Raw genomic sequence first — 17,241 nt, 5'->3', positions numbered from 1 at the left:
AATAACGCCAGGTCAGAGGGCATACGGGCAACGAGGGGCCGCTCGCCCGCGAGCCGCGTTCCACAGATCCGCGTCGAGAACGCGAGAAGGCGGGAGCCGCCGACACGGCTCCCGCCCTCCGGAACAGGTGATCGCTAGGCCGGGTTCTCGGCGGGAACCGGCGCCGGACGTCCCGTGAGCGAGCGGATCGCCGGGGCGCCGCTCAACGCGACGACGGCGGCCAGCACGGCCGGGATGATCAACGCCACGGGCAACGACTTCGTGGCCTCGGCCACGTACCCGAGGACCGCCGGGCCGAGCAGCAGCCCGCTGTAGCCGAACGCCGTCACCATGGCCAGGGCCCGGCCCACCGGCCCGCCCGCCGCGCCGACCGCGCTGAACAACACCGGCACGACGGTCGCCAGCCCCACGCCGGCCAGCGCCCAGCCGGTCCACGCGCACACCACGCTCAGTGGCCCGTCGAACACCGGGGCGGCGAGCACCAGGACGTACCCGAGGGTGGCGAAGCCGCCGGCGAGCTGGATCGTGCGCACCGAGCCGAGCCTGGCCCTGATCGGGTCGCCGAGCAGGCGGATCGTCGTCATCGCGACCGAGAAGATCGTGTACGCGAGCGGCGCGGCGGCCGGGTCGGTGTGCAGCACCCAGCGGGCGTGCAGCGCGGCCCAGTCGATGGCGGCGCCCTCGCTCAGGTGCCCGGCGAAGGCCGCCACCCCGAGCAGCGCGATCAGCGCCCACTTCAGCGAGCCGGTGCCCGTGCCGCCCTCGGCCTCCTCCTCGGCCTGCCGCAGCTCGTCGGGCAGCAGCACGCGTACGGCCGGGAAGTACAGGAACGGGACCACGAGCGCCCCCGCCACCAGCAGCGCCTGGGGGTCGAGCCCGGACCGCAGGACGAGGGACGTCAGCGCGCCCCCGGCGGCCCCGCCGAGGCTCCACGTGCCATGGAAGGCCGAGATGATCGGACGGCCGTAGACCCGCTCGACCTCGACGGAGTGGGCGTTGATGGCGACCTCGGTCACCCCCAGGCCCATCCCGAACAGCAGCGCCAGCGCCATCAGCGACGCGTACGAGGGGGCCAGCGCGGGCCCGAGCAGGGCCAGGCCCGACAGCGGCCCGCCGATCCAGCACACCCGCCGGCTCGACCACCTGTCCACCAGCCGCCCGGCCACCAGCATCGACACCAGCGCGCCGCTGGAGATCATCAGCAGGACGGTGCCCAGCCTGGCCGCGCCGAGGTCGAGCCGGTCGTTCAACGAGGGCAGCCCGGCCGCCCACAGGCCCATCACGAATCCACTGAGGGTGAAAAGTCCGAACACTCCAACACGTGCACGTTTGGCAGCAATGAGGGTTTTGTTCACGGCAAGAGCATAAACTGAGAGTTGTGAAGAGTGCTACGACCAGCGGCGAACTCCGCGCGCACAACCGGGTCCGGTTGCTGCGCGCCGTGCACGACTGCGCGGCGACCCGGACGAGATCGCAGCTCACCCGCGACCTGAACCTCGCCAGAGGCACGGCGTCGGTGCTCGTCGCGGGCCTGGCCGAGGACGCCCTGCTGCACGAGGAGCCCGCCTCCGGCCACGCCAGGGGACGTCCCACGCAGGTGCCCGGCCCCCATCCGCTGGGCCCGCTGGCCCTCGCCGCCGACGTGCGCGAGGACGCCTGGGAGCTGGCGGCGTGCGAGCTGGGCGGCCGAGTGACCGTGCTGGAGGTCCGGCCGCACGACGGCACCCCGGAAGGCGCCCTGGCCTCCCTGGGCCGGGCGGTGGCCGGCCACCTGTCGCGGCGGGTCGTGGGCGTCGGGGTGGCGCTCGCCGGCCCGGTACGGCACGACGGGCTGGTGGACATCGCCCACCTGGGCTGGCGTTCGGTGGACGTACCGCGGCTGCTCGGCCTGGGATCGGCGGACGTGCCGCACGGGCTCGGCCCGGACCAGGTCGCAGTGGGCAACGACACGGCCCTGGCCGCGCTGGCCGAGGCCCGGCGGGGACGGCTGCGCGGCGTACGGGTGGGCCTGCACCTGCACGTGGACTTCGACCTCGGCGGCGTCCTCGTCGTGGACGGCCGGCCGCTGGCCGGCGCGAGCGGTGTGGGGGCGGAGTTCGGCCACATGCCGCTGGGCGGCGGCGACCGGCCGTGCGCGTGCGGCGCGACCGGCTGCTGGGGCCAGGAGGTCGGCGCGAACGCGCTGCTGCGCCACGTGGGCCTGGCCTACGGGGGCGGGCGGGGCCGCCGTCAGGCCGAGGAGGTGCTGGCCACCAGCCGGGAGGCGGTCGAGGCCGGGGCCCGCGCGCTCGGCCTGGGCGTCGCCGCCCTCGTCAACGCCCACGATCCCGAGGTCGTCACGCTCTCGGGGCTCGGCGCCGAGTTCTGGGAGCGCGCGGGCGGGGCCCTGATGGAGTCCTGCGGGCCCGCGCTGATGGCCATCCGCCGTGAGCGTCCGCCCCGGATCGAGGCCGGCGCCCTGGGCTGGCGCGGCGCGCTGCTGGGCGCCATGGAGTCCGTCTTCGACGCCTTCCTCACCCCCGAAGGGCTGGAGAGATGGCGCGAAACCCGCCCCGACCAGGGCGCCGACACGCCCGAATCACGAAATGTGACGCATTACACGCTCTAGCGGAAAATCCTGCAACATCCACCGCCGTCCGAGCGCCGACCAGGCGATCTTGCACCCCCCGTCCCCGGCGCTGTACGCATGGAGGGGCCCGACACGCTCAAGATCATCAACGGGGGTGGGTACGCGTGGATCTCGAACTCGCGCTCCGCATGACCGAGGCCGCCCTGAAGCAGGCCGCCCGGGAGGGCGCGCTGGTCTCCGTGGCGGTCGTGGACGGAGGCGGCCATCTGGTGTCTTTCCAGCGTATGACGGGTGCGGAGATCGCGGGGCCGGTGCTCGCGCCGGGCAAGGCGTACACCTCGGTGGCCCATCGCATGGCCACTGCCGAGCTCGCCCCGCTGGTGGCGCCGGGCGGGGAACTGTTCGGTCTGGCAGGCGACCGGTACGTCTGTTTCGGAGGGGGTGTCCCCCTCTGGGCGGACTACGGCGAGGGAGAACGGGTGGTCGGCGGCGTAGGGGTCAGCGGAGGCACGGTCGCCCAGGACGTGGCGTGCGCCGAAGCGGCCGCACTGGTGTGGCGGACACGTTGAGCGGGCGCTTTCCGCAACACGAACCGCTGGTATCCGCCATGATTAGCCACTGCACCACGGGAAACACTTTCCCGAACCCAACTCCCCGAGGAGAAGACGAGATGGCACTTCCCACTCTCACCCCCGAGCAGCGTCAGGCGGCTCTGGCGAAGGCGGCCGAGGCCCGCGCGGCCCGTACGGCCCTGCTCGCCAAGGTCAAGGCGGGCGAGCTGACCTTCGCCCAGCTCCTTGAGCGTGACGACGACATCGCCAAGAAGATCAAGGTGTCCCAGGCCCTGCGCGCCGTCAAGGGCGTCGGCCCGGCCAAGGCCACCGCGCTGATGGAGGAGGCCGGCGTCGACGAGAAGCGCCGTCTCGGCGGCCTGGGCGCCCAGCAGCGCAAGAAGCTGGTCGACGCGCTCGGCTAGACACCCGGGCGGCCGGCTCCGCGCGCGACGCCGCGCGGACCGGCCGGCGACCCCTCGTGGGCCAGGAGGGACCGGAGAGCGGCGAGCGCCGCTCCGGCGGGCCCGGCCGAGGGGTCAGGACCTCAGGTACGTCAGCACGGCGAGCACGCGGCGGTGCTGGTCGCTGTCGTCGGCGTAGAGGCCGAGCTTGTTGAAGATGCTCCTGATGTGCTTCTCCACGGCGCCGTCACTGATCACGAGCTGCCGTCCGATGGCCGGGTTCGACCTGCCCTCGGCCATGAGCCCGAGCACCTCGCGCTCGCGCGGCGTGAGCTGCGCCAGCGGGTCGTCCTTGCGTCTGCGCACCATCAACTGGGACACCACCTGCGGATCGAAGACGGTGCCTCCCGCCGCCACCCGCCGCAGGCCCTCCAGGAACTCGTCGACGTCGACGACCCGGTCCTTCAGCAGGTAACCCACCGCGCCGCGGGCGTCGGCCAGCAGGTCGTCGGCGTAGGAGACCTCGACGTACTGCGACAGGATGAGCACCGGGGCGCCGGGCACCCTGTTCCGGGCCTCGACCGCCGCCCTGAGCCCCTCGTCGGTGAACGACGGCGGCATGCGCACGTCGACCACCGACACGTCCGGTCTGTGCTCGACGACCGCCTCGACGAGGGCGTCGCCGTCCCCCACGGTGGCGACCACCTCGCAGCCGAACTCCTCGAGCAGCCTGACCAGGCCCTCCCTGATCAGAACCGCGTCATCGGCCACGACTACGCGCACGGCACCTCCGCCACGATCACTGTCGGCCCGCCGTCCGGCGACCGTACGGTGAGCTCCCCGTCAACGGCGCGGAGCCGGTCGGCCAGACCGGCCAGGCCGTGTCCCTTGGCGACGTGTGCGCCGCCCACCCCATCATCCCCGATCGTGAGCATGAGGATGTCACCGATGCGGACGAGCTGAACGGTGCAGATCGTGGCGCGGCTGTGTTTGGCCACGTTCGTGAGGGTCTCGGCGCAGACGAAGTAGATCGCGTTCTCGACGGCGGCCTGGAAGCGGCCCACGGTCTGCACGTCGAGGTCGACCGGCACCGTGCAGCGGCCCGCCAGGGCGGCCAGGGCGGGCGCGAGGCCGCGGTCGGACAGGATGGGCGGCGCGATGCCGCGCGAGAGCGCGCGCAGCTCGTCGAGCGTCTCACGGGTGGCGCTGATCGCCGAGCTGATCGTGTCCGAGGCGGCCTGCGGGTCCTTGGCGAGCTGCCGCTGCGCCCTGGACAGCTCCATGGCCAGCGAGACCAGGCGCTGCTGCGGGCCGTCGTGGATGTCGCGCTCCAGCTTGCGCAGCGCGTTGGCCTCGGCCGAGACGGCCGCCGCGCGGCCCTCGGCCAGGTCGTCGATGCGCTCCTGGAGCTCGGCGACGCCGGTCAGCAGCGCCCGGCCCAGCCCGGCCCTGACCAGCGCGGCCCCGCGCACCATGAACGGCATCAGCAGCGCGAAGAGCAGGCCGAGCGAGACGTAGAAGATCGCGTTGACCGTGTAGCCGGTGCCGATCCCGAGCAGCTCGGGCAGCTCGACGTTGCCGGGGATGCGCGAGGTGATGATGCCGTAGAGCGGGTACGTCAGCCCGGCGATCGGGATCGCCCAGAACACCACGGTCAGCACGAACGCCAGGATCGCGAACGGGAAGTTCAGGATGCCGTGCAGCAGGTCGAGCCACGACTGACCGTTGGTCAGCGGGTTCACGATCCGGCGGAAGCGGCCCGCGCCCTCGGGCGCCGGACGGTACCGCGGCCGTACGGGCGGCCTCTTGAGCACGTCCGACAACCAGCCGCGCTCGGCGTCGGCGAAGCCCCGCGCGACGAGGAGCGTGCCGGCCAGCAGCGGCACGCCGATCCACACCACCGCGGTGCCGACCCCGGCGGCGAAACCGGCGATCATGAGCACGAAGCCGATGACGGCCGTCGGGAATCCGACCAGCGTGTAGCGGGTGTCGAGGAGGACACGCCTCATGAGGGAGCGCATGCAGCCAGGCTAAGTCCCCCGGCAGAGCGGGACGAGCAGGTACGCAGGCATGTGGAGGTAGGGCCAGCCCTACCCCCGGGGGTGGTGTGATCTCGACCTCAACAGGGTGGTCCGCGGCAATGTGCGCGGGCGGCCGGGACGGAAGCCTTGAGTCATCCGCTCCCCGCCGAAACGAGGCTCCCCATGACCGTCCTGCTCGACCGTCCCGCGCCGGTTGCGGCGCCGCGTACGACGGGAAGGGACCCGTTCATCGACCTGTTGCGGGTGCTGGGCATGGCGCTCATCGTGCTCCAGCACTGGACGATCCCCGTCCTGTCCTACGAGGGCGGGCGGCTGACCACGGGCAACGCGTTGTCCACCCCGGGGGTGTGGGTGGTGACGTGGCTCAGCCAGGTCATGCCGCTGGTGTTCTTCGCCGGCGGCGCGGCCAACGCGATCAGCCGGGGGCGGTCGGCGAAGAGCGACCAGGAGTGGCTGGCCGGGCGGTTGCGGAGGCTCGCCTGGCCGTTGCTCCCCCTTGCGGCGGTCTGGATCCCGCTCCCCCACGTGCTGCTCACGCTGGGGGTGCCGGACCAGCCGCTGGAGGTGGGCGCGAAGCTGACCGGGCAGTTGTTGTGGTTCCTGGCCGTGTACCTGATCGCGGTCACGGTCACGCCGTACGCGCTGCGCCTGCACCGCCGGTACGGCGTGCTCGTCCCGGTCGTGCTGGCGGCCGGGGCGGCGCTGACCGACCTGGCGCGCTTCTCGACCGGCGTGGAGGCGGCCGGTTACCTGAACATCGTCTTCGTGTGGCTGGCGGTGCACCAGATCGGCTTCTTCTACGCCGAGGGACGGGTGCGGCTGCCCGCGCTGATGGCGGCCGGCGGGTTCGGCGCGGCGGCGCTGCTGGTGGGGTTCGGCCCCTACCCCGGCAGCATGATCGGACTGCCCGGCGCCGAGATGTCGAACATGGCCCCGCCCACGCTGGCCATCCTGGCCGTCGGCATCGGCCAGATCGGCCTGGCCACGCTGCTGCGTCCCCGGCTGGTCCGGTTGCCGCTGCGCCGGGTGCTGGACTGGGCCGGGCCGCGCATCATGACGGTCTACCTGTGGCACATGCCCGCACTGTTCGCCGTGACCGGCGTGGTCGTGGTCCTGCTCGGCGTCGAGACGCCCGAGCCGGGCAGCCTGTTCTGGTTCGCCGGGTGGCCGGTCTGGTTCGGCATGTTGTGCCTGGTCATGTCGGGGCTGGTACGGCTGTTCGCCCGGTTCGAGACGCCGCCCTCGCTGCCGTACGGGAACGCCGGTCCGCGGGCCATGCTGGTGGCCGCCGGGCTGGTCGGGGCCGGGCTGCTGACGCTGACCGTGGGCGGGTTCGCCCCGGGCGGCGGCCCGTTCCTGGCGGTGCTGGCGCTGCTCGGCGGCCTGCTGATGACCGCGCCCAAGGCCCGCGTGTAACACCGGCGACATCTGCCCCGGGCCACAATCGGAGGCCATGACGATGATTCGCGCCCTCGCCGGGGACGACGTGCCCGCCGTGACCGCCATCTACGCCCATTACGTGACCGGCGGCGTGGCCACGTTCGACGAGACGCCGCCGGGGGACGCCGAGTGGCGGGCCAAGGCGGTGGCCGTCGCGGCGGCGGGGCTGCCGTTCCTGGTGGCCGAGGCGGACGGCGTGGTCGCCGGGTACGCCTACGTCAGCCAGTACCGGCCCAAGCCCGCCTACCGCCACAGCCTGGAGGACTCGATCTACCTCGCTCCCGGGCACACCGGCCGCGGGCTCGGCCGCCTGCTGCTGGGCGAGCTGATCCGGCGTACGTCGGCGACCGAGGCGCGCTCCCTGATCGCGGTGATCGCCGACGGCGGCGACCCGGCCTCGCGGCGGCTGCACGCCGCCTTCGGCTTCGAGGAGGCGGGACGGCTGAGGAACGTGGGGTTCAAACACGGCCGCTGGATCGACACCTTGCTGATGCAACTTGACCTGAGATGAGGGTGCCGGGTTCGACCACACGGCAAACTTCGGCAGGATAGACACCGTGAGCCTTCTCGTTGACCGCCTGCCCGAGGACATCGACGCCGACCCCGACGCCATCTTCGACGCGTTCGTCGCCTGGAACGCCGAACGGGGGCTCACGCTCTATCCCGCCCAGGAGGAGGCCCTCATCGAGGTCGTCTCCGGCAGCAACCTGATCCTCGCGACGCCGACCGGCTCGGGAAAGTCGCTGGTGGCCGCCGGGGCGCACTTCGCCGCGCTGACCCGTGACGTGCGCACGTTCTACACCGCGCCGATCAAGGCGCTGGTGTCGGAGAAGTTCTTCGACCTGTGCGCCGTCTTCGGCACCGCGAACGTCGGCATGATGACCGGCGACGCCAGCGTCAACCCGGGCGCGCCGATCATCTGCTGCACCGCCGAGATCCTGGCCAACGTGGCCCTGCGCGACGGCGCGGCGGCCGACATCGGCCAGGTCGTCATGGACGAGTTCCACTTCTACGCCGAGCCCGACCGCGGGTGGGCCTGGCAGGTGCCGCTGCTGGAGCTGCCCGACGTGCAGTTCGTGCTGATGTCGGCGACGCTCGGCGACGTGTCGATGTTCGAGCGCGACCTGACCAGGCGCACCGGCCGGCCGACGTCGGTGGTCAAGCACGCCGAGCGGCCGGTGCCGCTGGTGTACTCGTACCGGATGACGCCGCTGCACGAGTCGCTGGAGGAGATGCTCACCACCGGGCAGGCCCCCGTCTACGTCGTGCACTTCACGCAGGCCGCGGCCATGGAGCGGGCCCAGGCGCTGATGTCGATCAACATGGCGACCAAGGCCGAGAAGGAGGCCATCGCCGCGATGATCGGCGGCTTCCGGTTCACCACCCGGTTCGGCCGGGCGCTGTCGCGGCTGGTCAAGCACGGCATCGGCGTCCACCACGCGGGCATGCTGCCCAAATACCGGCGGCTGGTGGAGCGGCTGGCCCAGGCCGGGCTGCTGAAGGTCATCTGCGGCACCGACACGCTCGGCGTCGGCGTCAACGTGCCGATCCGCACGGTCCTGTTCACCGCCCTGTCCAAGTACGACGGCAACAAGGTGCGCCGGCTGCGCGCCCGCGAGTTCCACCAGATCGCCGGCCGGGCCGGCCGCGCGGGCTTCGACACCATCGGCTACGTCGCCTGCCAGGCCCCCGAGCACGACATCGAGAACGCCAAGGCCCTGGCCAAGATCGGCGACGATCCCAAGCGGCGGCGCGGCTACGCGCGCAAGAAGCCGCCGGAGGGGTTCGTCGGGTGGAGCGAGGAGACGTTCGAGAAGCTCCAGCAGGCCGAGCCCGAGCCGCTCAACTCGCGTTTCAAGGTGAGCAACGCGATGTTGCTGGCCGTGATCAACCGGCCGGGCGACTGCTTCCAGGCGATGAAACACCTGCTGACCGACAACCACGAAGACCGCAAGTGGCAGCGGCGGCACATCAGCCAGGCCATCGCGATCTACCGCTCGCTGCTGGCCGGCGGCATCGTCGAGCAGTTCGCCGAGCCCGACGAGCAGGGCCGCCGGGCCCGGCTGACGATCGAGCTGCAGGAGGACTTCGCGCTCAACCAGGCGCTGTCGACGTTCGCGCTGGCCGCCTTCGACCTGCTCGACCGCGAGTCGCCCTCCTACGCGCTCGACATGGTCTCCATCGTCGAGTCCATCCTCGACGACCCCCGCCAGATCCTGTCGGCCCAGCTGAAGAAGGCGCGCGGCGAGGCGGTCGCCCAGATGAAGGCCGACGGCCTCGAGTACGAAGAGCGTATGGAGGCGCTCGCCGAGGTCATGTACCCGATGCCGCTCGACGCCCTGCTGCTCGGCGCGTACGAGACCTACCGGCGCGGCCACCCGTGGGTCGGCGACTACACCGTCAGCCCGAAGTCGGTGGTGCGCGACATGTTCGAGCGGGCCATGACGTTCGGCGAGTACATCCAGTTCTACGAGCTGGCCCGCTCCGAGGGCACGGTGCTGCGCTACCTGGCCGACGCCTACCGCACGTTGTCGCGTACCGTGCCCGAGCACCTGAAGACCGAGGACCTGGTCGACCTCATCGAGTGGCTGGGCGAGCTGGTCCGGCAGGTCGACTCCTCGCTGATCGACGAGTGGGAGAAGCTCACCAACCCCGAGGAGGCGCTGGAGCGCCAGGCGCAGCTGGAGACCAAGGTGCGGCCGGTCACGGCCAACCCGCGGGCCTTCCGGGTGCTGGTGCGCAACGCCATGTTCCGGCTGGTCGAGCTGTGCGCCGTCGAGAAGGAGGACGAGCTGGAGGAGCTGGCCCCCGACGTCGACTGGGGCGCGGCGCTCGACGCCTACTACGCCGACCACGAGGAGATCTTCACCGACGCCGACGCGCGCGGGCCCGCGCTGCTGCGGATCGAGGAGGAGAGCGGCCTGTGGCGGGTACGCCAGACGATCAAGGATCCGGCCGGCGACGCCGACTGGGGCATCGACGCCCAGGTCGACCTGACCGCCTCCGACGAGGAGGGCCGGGCCGTGCTGCACGTGCTCGGGCTCAACCGGCTCTGACATGAGAACAAGCCGTGTGCCGGAACGGACTGGCAAGGGCGTTCCGGCACAGGCTTGTCGAATCATTCTCGGGTCGGGAAGTTAGGCGCTGGGTCATGACGATGTCTCAAGATCGAGACATTCAGCACTCCGCCAGTTCGCAGATCTTGGCGAGCATCGTGCCCGCGTCCTTGCGCTGCCGGCTGAAGTCGGCCTTGGCGGGTTTGCCCCACTCGCCGGCGACCGTGTAGAGGATCAGGGCGTTCGCCCGGCGGGCCACGACCGCCCGCTCGCCGCCGACCGCCGGCTTGCCGTGGTCGTAGGCCTGGCCGGTGACCAGCACGGCCTCGTCGCCGAGCGCGACCTTGGCCTGGCTGTAGCGGTAGCCCGCGGTGCCGCAGGTCCGTACGGCGGTCCGCAGCTCGCCGACCGCCTTGGCCGCGGCCTCCGGCGAGGAGTAGAGGATCACCTGCTCGGACTTCGAGTAGTCGGGCACGGCCGTGTAGACGATCGTCCTGGCCGCCGTCCGTCCGGCCAGGCCCAGCCTGGCCTTCTGGCACGGGTCCACGACGAGCTGGGCGGTCTTCTTGCCCGAGACGTTCCAGCTGTGCTCCGGGTTGGGGTCCTTCTTGGCGGCGGCCTTCTCGTAGAGCAGGAAGTTGCCCGGCACAGCGAGACTGGCGGCGACGAACAGTGCTGCGATCATGGGACAAAATGGTACGGGTGAGCGAAGAAGACCTCAGACGCGTGCTCGGGCTGCTCTACCAGGAGGACACGCTGCGCGTGTTCGCGTCCCTGGTGCTCGGCGACACCGGCGGCCTGTCCCCCAAGGCCCTCGACCGTCTGGCCAGCGGCGGCCTGGCCGAGCCCGGTGACGACGGCGAGTGGCGGGCGCGTCCGGAACGTTTCCGCGAGCTGCTGCGGCAGCGGGCCGAGCCCCCGGAGGAGCTGAGCGCCGAGGAGCGGGTGCTGCGCACGTTCCTGGTCGACGGCCGGTTGACGACCACGGTCATGCGCCGCGACAAGCGGCTGGTCGTGCTGCGCTACATCTCGCGGGTGTTCGAGCCGGGCGTGCGTTACCCGGAGAGCGACGTCAACGTGGCGCTGCGGGCCTTCCACGACGACTTCGCGGCGCTGCGGCGCTACCTGGTGGACGAGGGGATGTTGTCCAGGGAGGGCAACGTCTACTGGCGCAGCGGCGGCCCGGTCGAGGTGTGAGGCCGGTCAGGGGCGCAGGCGGGCGCGGTGGTCGCGGGGTGGGAGGCCGTACTCGCGCCTGAAGGCGCGGCTGAAGTGGAACGGGCTGACGAAGCCCGAGGCGGCGGCCACCTGGCCGACGTCCAGGTCGGTCACCTCCAGCAGGCTCGCGGCGTGCCGCACCCGTGCCCGGCGTACGGCGGCCATCGGGGTCTGGCCGGTGCCGGCCGCGAACAGGTGGGCGAACCTGGAGGGCGACAGGGCCACGGCGCGGGCCAGCGAGGCGACCGAGTGCGGCGCGCCCGGCTCGGCGGCGATGAGGTCGAGCGCGTGACGCACCCGCTCGTCGCCGCCCCCGGCCTCCCCTCCGGACCGGGCCGCCCCGGTGGAGGCCGTGGCCAGCACCAGCACCTCCTCCACCGCGCCCAGCACCAGCTCACGGGCCGGGCTCGACATCACCACCGCCGGCACGGGCGCGTTGCCGGGCGTCGGGGGGCCGGGGGTGGGGTGGCCGGGGAGCCGGCGGGCGTCCTGGAGCGCGCGTTCGAAGGCCCGGCCGACGCGCTCGCGTACCCCGGCCGGTACGTCCTCGACCAGGTGGCAGCCGGCGGCCGGCGCGTACGGGGCCAGCCAGGCCGTCCAGGCGGGACGCGGCTGGAAGTGCACCCACCAGAACCGCCACCGCCCCGCCCCCGGCGCCACCCGGTAACGCTGCGCCGCGCCCGGCCCGAGCACCGCCAGATCCCCCTCCCGTACGGCGAACGACACCCCCGCCTGCTCGACCCGCCCCTCCCCCGCCTGCGTCCACAGCAGGAGCCGGCTCGGCGACCCGTGGGGACGGCGCGTACCGTCGCACGAGCCTGGTGCCTACCGTGAAGGGCATGAGGCTGAACGACTTCCACGACCGCGGCTACGTGCTCGTCCCCGCGCTGCTGGCCCCCGAGGAGGTGGCCGAGCTGCGCGAGGAGTTCATGACCCTGCACGCCGGCGGCCCGGTCCCCGGCCATTTCACGCCCCGCCCCCAGGACCCGGACGCGCCGTACGACGTCCTGCGCGACTACCCGCGTGTCATGCACCCCCACCAGGTGAACGACGTCGCCCTGCGCTACCTGCTCGACGCCCGCTTCGCCGCGATCCTGCGCGAGCTGCTGGACGAGGAGCCGATAGCAGCCCAGAGCATGTTCTACTTCAAGCCGCCGGGCGCGCGCGGGCAGGCGTTGCACCAGGACAACTTCTATCTGCGCGTCGAACCGGGCACGTGCGTGGCGGCGTGGGTGGCGCTCGACCGCGTCGACCGCGCCAACGGCGGCCTCGAAGTGGTCCCCGGCACCCACCTGATGGACCTGTTCTGCCCCGAGGAGGCCGACCGCGACCTCTCCTTCACCCGCGAGTACGTCCCCCCGCCGCCCGGCCTGGAGCGGGTGGCCGTGGACATGGAACCCGGGGACGTGTTGTTCTTCAACGGCAGCCTGGTGCACGGATCGGAGCCCAACACCACGGCCGACCGGTTCAGGCGCAGCTTCATCTGCCACTACACCGGCCGCTCGGCCGAGCGCATCTCGGCGTACTACGAGACGCTGACCATGGACGGCGAGCGCGTGCGCCTGGACCCGGCCACCGGCGGCGGCCCCTGCGGCACCGAGGCCCCCGGCCCCCACTGACCAGCACCGGCCCCAACCGGCGCGCCCGAGTCCCGCACCGGGCCGCCCGCGCTGGCGACGCGGCGTCAGCCGCCCGACACGTCCGACTCCGCCTCGTGCGGGACCACGCAGTCCCACGGATCGTCGAGCCACCCGTCAGGCAGCTGCACCTTCTGACGTTCGCCCGACTTCCCCCGGGGCGTGTCGGTGTTCGGCGGCCAGGGCTGGTCGTGCTCCAGCTTGGCCAGCCCCTCCCGGAGCCCGTCGAGCGACTCGGCCGTGGCCAGCTCCCGCCGCAGCACGCTCCCGACCTCGAACCCCTTCAGATACCACCCGACGTGCTTGCGGAAGTCCGCGATCGCGTACCGCTCGATGTCGAAGCATTCGGTGAGGCCGGCCGCGTGGCGCTCCATCATCCCGGCCACCTCGCCGAGCGTCGGCCTGGCCCGCTCGGGGTTGCCGTTGAAGGCGTTCTCCAGGTCCCTGAACAACCACGGCCGCCCGAGGCACCCCCGCCCGACCACGACGCCGTCGCAGCCGGTGCGCGCCACCATCCGCAGCGCGTCGTCGGCGGACCAGATGTCGCCGTTGCCCAGCACCGGGATCTCCGGCACGGCCTCCTTCAGCCGCGCGATCGACTCCCAGTCGGCCACGCCGCCGTAGTGCTGCTTCGCGGTGCGCGCGTGCAGCGCGATCGCCGCGACGCCCTCCTCGGCCGCGATGCGGCCCGCGTCGAGGTAGGTCAGGTGGTCGTCGTCGATGCCCTTGCGCATCTTCATCGTCACCGGCAGCGCCCCCGCGTTCGCGACCGCCGCCTTCAGGATCCGCCGCAGCAGATTCCTCTTGTACGGCAGCGCCGACCCGCCCCCGCGCCTGGTCACTTTGGGCACCGGGCAGCCGAAGTTGAGATCGACGTGGTCGGCGAGGTCCTCCTCGGAGATCATCCTGACCGCCCGCCCGACCACGTCGGGATCGACCCCGTAGAGCTGAAGGCTCCTCGGCCGCTCGGACTCGGCGAACCTGATCATCCGCAACGTCTTGGGATTGCGCTCGACCAGCGCCCGCGTCGTGATCATCTCGCACACGAACAGCCCGGCGCCCTGTTCCCGGCACAACACCCTGAACGCCGCGTTCGTGATGCCTGCCATGGGCGCGAGCACCACGGGCGGCCACGCCTCAATCGGCCCAATCTTCACTCCGTCAGTTGTAGCGCAGCTCAGGCCGTGAGCGGTATTCGCCGATAGGCTGAGACGCCGTCCCAGGGGAGGGATCGATGCTTCTTCGCGTGCGTGTGGCGCTGCCCGATCGTCCGGGATCTCTGGCCCAGGTCACCAAGGCCCTGGGCACGGCGGGGGCCGACATCACCCAGGTCACCGTCCTCGACCGGGGCGCGGGCACGGCGATCGACGACATCACCGTCTTCTGCCCCGAGAGCACCCCCAGACAGCTGCTGGTCAAGAGCCTGGAGAGCGTCGAGGACGTACGCGTGGAAGGCGTCTGGCCCACCCGCGAGACCGCCGGCACCTACCCCGAGCTGGAGATCCTCAAGTACATCACCACGGCGGGCGACCGGGCGCTGACCACGCTCGTCGACTCCCTGCCCGTGTTGTTCAGCGCCGACTGGGCCGCCACCGCCTCCGAGCGAGGCGCGGTCTACGCGAGCTGGCGAGCCCCGCAGGGTCTGATCGTCCCCGTACCGGCCCCGCCGCGCCCGGCCGCGCTGACCCTGGAGGGCGGCGTGCACGCCATCCACGCCCCGCTGCCGCCGCTCGCGCTCACCCTCCTGCTGGCCCGGTCCGAGGGTCCGGCCTTCCACCGCATCGAGGTCCACCGGCTCACCCGGATCCTGGAGATCTTCCTGAGCCTGCCGGCCACCGAACACGGTGTCGCCCGCCAACTCCGCCGCCAGCGGTGAGCATCTGCTCCGAAAAGGCGCTAGAGTTAGGCAGGCGACAGCGCGGAAGTGGCTCAGTGGTAGAGCATCACCTTGCCAAGGTGAGGGTCGCGGGTTCGAATCCCGTCTTCCGCTCGGAATGGTTCGACTCGGTGGAGTGGCCGAGAGGCGAGGCAGCGGCCTGCAAAGCCGTCCACACGGGTTCAAATCCCGTCTCCACCTCCAAGGACGATTAGCTCAGCGGGAGAGCGCTTCCCTGACACGGAAGAGGTCACTGGTTCAATCCCAGTATCGTCCACCACATCGAAGGCCAGATCCCGGCTCACGGGGTCTGGCCTTTCGCTTGCCTTCTTCTCCTTGAGCGCCGGACGTTCACCCGTGAGCTGCGGGCCCGGCGCCTTTACATTGTAGATTTCGTTTTCGGCGGTCCCGTGGCGGGCGGAAGCGGACCGGGCGGCCCACCGCCGAGTTGCCGGAGGCGCCCTGCCCCGAGTCGCATTCCCTCCCCCCTGTGCAGCGTGCTCCTGGCCTGCGGCGGCTCCCCGCCACCCGCCTGTCGGTCTTGTACGTGGCGCACTGATGAGCTGACGGCGGCCTTGTAGTTGAAGCTTCAACTTGTTACCGTGAAACGGATGCGCATCGGTCAGAGCCCCACCCGTTCGGCTGGAAGGACTTGAGATGAGCGTCGCTCTCGTGCGCAACCCCGGCGACGGCCCGGTCTACCGCTACTACCAGGAGAAGATCGAACAGGTCGTCTCGACCGCCGAGACGGACGGAGTGGTCACCGTCTCGCGCCTGACCATGAGCCGCGCCGGCGCCCCGCCCCTGCACTCCCACAGCAGGGAGGACGAGAGCTGGATCGTCCTGTCGGGCCGCGTACGGTTCTGGGTCGGATCGACCTCGCTCGACACCTGCGACACGTACGACGCCGAAGCCGGCGCCTACGTCTACGGCCCCCGGCTGGTGCCCCACACGCTCCAGCCGATCACCTCCACCGCCGAGATCCTCGTCATCAACAACCCCGGAGCGGTCGAAGGCTACTTCCGGGCGGTCGGGGCCGCCGAAGCGCGGCACGACGCGGACAACCTCGACCTTCTGGCGGAGTACGGCGTGGCGATCCTCGACGGGCCGCCCGCGGCCTGACGTCCCCGCTCCCCCGGCCGGTGCCGCAACGGCCGGGGGAGCGTTCCGGTCATCGGCCGGGGGGCGTTCCGGTCATCGGGCCGCCTCGCGGGAAGGGCATCCCCATGGACATCGAACGTGCCCGTACCGCGCCGGCCGCCGCCTACCGCGAGTTCACCGCCACGGTGAACGGGACGGACCTGCTCAGGCCCACCAGATGCGCCGGTTGGGCCGGGGTCGACCTGCTGTTCCACGTGTTGTGCGACGTCCAGCGAGCCCTCGTCGCCCTCGCCACCCCCGTGGACGGCCCGCCCGACGTGGACCACGTCACCTACTGGAGCTCCGTCAAACCCGGCCCGGACGGCCCGGACGGCCCGGACGGCCCGGACGCGCACGCCTGGTGGGTGCGCAGGTCGGCCTCCGCCTTCACGCGGCCCTCCGGCGTCCTGCGGGTGTGGGAGGACACCGCGCCCGCGGCGGTGCGGGCGGCGTACGCGGCCGATCCGGCGGGGTTCGTCGCGACGCAGGGCCACGTGCTCGCCGTACCCGACTTCCTGGCCACCCTCGCCACCGAGGCCGCCGTCCACCACCTAGACCTCCGCTCCGAACGCCCACCGGCCCGGGAGGCGCTGGAACTGGCGGGCACGACCCTCGACGGCCTCCTCGGCACACCCCGCCCGCCCCGCCTGGACCTCCCGGCCTACGTCCTCGAAGCCACCGGCCGCATCCCCCCGTCCGACCCCCGCTTCCCCCTCCTGACCTGACGCGGGTATGTCGTGGCGAGCAGGTGGCGGCCGTAGGATCGGGCGGCCCAGCCGGCCGCCGCGCCGACGGCGATCCCGGCGATGACGTCGCCCGGGTAGTGCGCGCCCACGTACACGCGGGAGGCGGCCACCCCGGCGGCGAGGAGTGTGACCGGGGCGGCGACCGGGAGCGGCGCGTCCCTGGCGACCGCCACGGCGAAGGCGACCGCGGAGGCGCTGTGCCCCGAGGGCAGCGAGGAGGACGTCGGCACCCGGCGGCGCCGGATCACCGGGATGAGGTCGGTCAGCGGGCGCGGCCTGCGGAACGCCTGCTTGGCGACCATGCTGGTCAGCGGGCTGGCCAGCGAGATCGCCAGCAGCCCGCGCAGTCCGGCCCGCTGCAGCCGCGGCCGGCCCGTCATCATCAGGACGCCCGCGACCAGCCCCCACAGGACCGAGTTGTCGGCGGCCGACGACAGGTGCGGCAGCAGGGCGTCGAGCAGCGGCAGGTCGGCGCGGGCGATCCGGTCGAAGACCTGTTTGTCCCAGGCGTCGAAACGTTTGAGCAGCAACATCTAGCCGATCGCCTCCTCGATGTGCCCCG

18 protein-coding genes, 3 tRNA genes and 1 pseudogene are annotated in these 17,241 nt (G+C 72.0%); 14 read left to right on the top strand and 8 right to left on the bottom strand.

The genetic code is table 11. The features are described from left to right. Positions 1–134 precede the first annotated feature (134 nt). Positions 135–1,313 (bottom strand): MFS transporter, encoded by a 1,179-nt coding sequence (locus IEZ27_RS07070; protein ID WP_268246043.1) that lies wholly within the window; start codon positions 1,311–1,313, stop codon positions 135–137. A gap of 65 nt (positions 1,314–1,378) precedes the next feature. Here IEZ27_RS07070 and IEZ27_RS07065 point away from each other — a divergent pair, with 65 nt between their 5' ends. The 3 genes from IEZ27_RS07065 to mihF all read left to right on the top strand — a co-directional run bounded on the left by IEZ27_RS07065 (position 1,379) and on the right by mihF (position 3,545). Continuing rightward, positions 1,379–2,608 (top strand): ROK family protein, encoded by a 1,230-nt coding sequence (locus tag IEZ27_RS07065; protein WP_189646435.1) that lies wholly within the window; start codon positions 1,379–1,381, stop codon positions 2,606–2,608. 125 nt (positions 2,609–2,733) lie between these two features. Next, the gene (locus tag IEZ27_RS07060) at positions 2,734–3,138 is read left to right on the top strand and encodes a GlcG/HbpS family heme-binding protein (protein WP_189646434.1); all 405 of its coding nucleotides are present in this window, start codon (positions 2,734–2,736) and stop codon (positions 3,136–3,138) included. 101 nt (positions 3,139–3,239) lie between these two features. Next, positions 3,240–3,545, top strand: a complete 306-nt coding sequence (gene mihF / locus IEZ27_RS07055) for an integration host factor, actinobacterial type (protein WP_043641121.1) — start codon at positions 3,240–3,242, stop codon at positions 3,543–3,545. Between the two features lie 114 nt (positions 3,546–3,659). On the opposite strand, the gene IEZ27_RS07050 is transcribed toward mihF, so the two are convergent. Together IEZ27_RS07050 and IEZ27_RS07045 are read right to left on the bottom strand one after the other, a co-directional pair. Beyond that, positions 3,660–4,307: a response regulator transcription factor gene (locus tag IEZ27_RS07050; RefSeq protein WP_189646433.1), complete on the bottom strand. Its 648-nt coding sequence runs from the start codon at positions 4,305–4,307 to the stop codon at positions 3,660–3,662. Beyond that, positions 4,298–5,545, bottom strand: a complete 1,248-nt coding sequence (locus IEZ27_RS07045) for a sensor histidine kinase (RefSeq protein ID WP_189646432.1) — start codon at positions 5,543–5,545, stop codon at positions 4,298–4,300. The genes IEZ27_RS07050 and IEZ27_RS07045 overlap by 10 nt, the downstream gene beginning before the upstream one ends. 183 nt (positions 5,546–5,728) lie before the next feature. Here IEZ27_RS07045 and IEZ27_RS07040 point away from each other — a divergent pair, with 183 nt between their 5' ends. From IEZ27_RS07040 to IEZ27_RS07030, 3 genes are read left to right on the top strand one after another with little or no spacing between them, the layout of a single operon-like run. Next, positions 5,729–6,982: an acyltransferase family protein gene (locus IEZ27_RS07040; protein WP_189646431.1), complete on the top strand. Its 1,254-nt coding sequence runs from the start codon at positions 5,729–5,731 to the stop codon at positions 6,980–6,982. A gap of 37 nt (positions 6,983–7,019) precedes the next feature. Beyond that, positions 7,020–7,517 (top strand): GNAT family N-acetyltransferase, encoded by a 498-nt coding sequence (locus IEZ27_RS07035; protein ID WP_189646430.1) that lies wholly within the window; start codon positions 7,020–7,022, stop codon positions 7,515–7,517. A 37-nt stretch (positions 7,518–7,554) separates the two neighbouring features. Further along, positions 7,555–10,062: a DEAD/DEAH box helicase gene (locus tag IEZ27_RS07030; protein ID WP_189646531.1), complete on the top strand. Its 2,508-nt coding sequence runs from the start codon at positions 7,555–7,557 to the stop codon at positions 10,060–10,062. A gap of 121 nt (positions 10,063–10,183) precedes the next feature. Here the strand turns inward: IEZ27_RS07030 and IEZ27_RS07025 are convergent, their stop codons facing one another. Further along, complete coding sequence (locus IEZ27_RS07025; protein WP_189646429.1) at positions 10,184–10,747, bottom strand: hypothetical protein; 564 nt, start codon at positions 10,745–10,747, stop codon at positions 10,184–10,186. Between the two features lie 17 nt (positions 10,748–10,764). Between IEZ27_RS07025 and IEZ27_RS07020 the strand changes: the two genes are divergently transcribed. Then, positions 10,765–11,259, top strand: coding sequence for a DUF2087 domain-containing protein (locus IEZ27_RS07020; protein WP_407672813.1), 495 nt, complete (start codon positions 10,765–10,767; stop codon positions 11,257–11,259). 6 nt (positions 11,260–11,265) lie between these two features. Here the strand turns inward: IEZ27_RS07020 and IEZ27_RS54900 are convergent, their stop codons facing one another. Together IEZ27_RS54900 and IEZ27_RS54895 are read right to left on the bottom strand one after the other, a co-directional pair. Next, positions 11,266–11,835 carry a helix-turn-helix domain-containing protein gene (locus tag IEZ27_RS54900; protein WP_379478601.1) on the bottom strand — a complete coding sequence of 190 codons (570 nt, stop codon included), beginning with the start codon at positions 11,833–11,835 and terminating at the stop codon, positions 11,266–11,268. A 33-nt stretch (positions 11,836–11,868) separates the two neighbouring features. Further along, positions 11,869–12,066, bottom strand: a pseudogene (locus tag IEZ27_RS54895) (AraC family ligand binding domain-containing protein); the annotation flags it as partial. Positions 12,067–12,119: 53 nt separating this feature from the next. On the opposite strand from IEZ27_RS54895, the gene IEZ27_RS07010 reads away from it, so the two are divergent. Further along, positions 12,120–12,899 (top strand): phytanoyl-CoA dioxygenase family protein, encoded by a 780-nt coding sequence (locus IEZ27_RS07010; protein WP_189646427.1) that lies wholly within the window; start codon positions 12,120–12,122, stop codon positions 12,897–12,899. A 65-nt stretch (positions 12,900–12,964) separates the two neighbouring features. Here the strand turns inward: IEZ27_RS07010 and dusB are convergent, their stop codons facing one another. After that, positions 12,965–14,074 carry a tRNA dihydrouridine synthase DusB gene (gene dusB / locus IEZ27_RS07005; protein ID WP_268246039.1) on the bottom strand — a complete coding sequence of 370 codons (1,110 nt, stop codon included), beginning with the start codon at positions 14,072–14,074 and terminating at the stop codon, positions 12,965–12,967. Between the two features lie 77 nt (positions 14,075–14,151). Between dusB and IEZ27_RS07000 the strand changes: the two genes are divergently transcribed. From IEZ27_RS07000 to IEZ27_RS06975, 6 genes are all read left to right on the top strand, one after another. Then, positions 14,152–14,793: an ACT domain-containing protein gene (locus IEZ27_RS07000; protein ID WP_189646425.1), complete on the top strand. Its 642-nt coding sequence runs from the start codon at positions 14,152–14,154 to the stop codon at positions 14,791–14,793. A 42-nt stretch (positions 14,794–14,835) separates the two neighbouring features. After that, positions 14,836–14,907: transfer RNA gene (locus tag IEZ27_RS06995), tRNA-Gly, on the top strand. A gap of 16 nt (positions 14,908–14,923) precedes the next feature. Continuing rightward, positions 14,924–14,997: transfer RNA gene (locus tag IEZ27_RS06990), tRNA-Cys, on the top strand. A gap of 1 nt (position 14,998) precedes the next feature. Further along, positions 14,999–15,073 (top strand) — tRNA-Val (locus tag IEZ27_RS06985). 377 nt (positions 15,074–15,450) lie between these two features. Further along, positions 15,451–15,915 (top strand): cupin domain-containing protein, encoded by a 465-nt coding sequence (locus tag IEZ27_RS06980; RefSeq protein WP_189646424.1) that lies wholly within the window; start codon positions 15,451–15,453, stop codon positions 15,913–15,915. Positions 15,916–16,019: 104 nt separating this feature from the next. Continuing rightward, positions 16,020–16,658 (top strand): maleylpyruvate isomerase N-terminal domain-containing protein, encoded by a 639-nt coding sequence (locus IEZ27_RS06975; protein WP_189646423.1) that lies wholly within the window; start codon positions 16,020–16,022, stop codon positions 16,656–16,658. Here IEZ27_RS06975 and IEZ27_RS06970 read toward each other — a convergent pair. After that, complete coding sequence (locus tag IEZ27_RS06970) at positions 16,595–17,212, bottom strand: phosphatase PAP2 family protein (protein WP_189646422.1); 618 nt, start codon at positions 17,210–17,212, stop codon at positions 16,595–16,597. The genes IEZ27_RS06975 and IEZ27_RS06970 overlap by 64 nt on opposite strands. Positions 17,213–17,241 lie beyond the last annotated feature (29 nt).

This window comes from Nonomuraea spiralis (assembly GCF_014648435.1).
Classification (GTDB): Bacteria; Actinomycetota; Actinomycetes; order Streptosporangiales; family Streptosporangiaceae; genus Nonomuraea; species Nonomuraea spiralis.
Note: the sequence above shows the minus strand (reverse complement) of the source record. Positions and strands in the feature narration are given on the sequence as shown.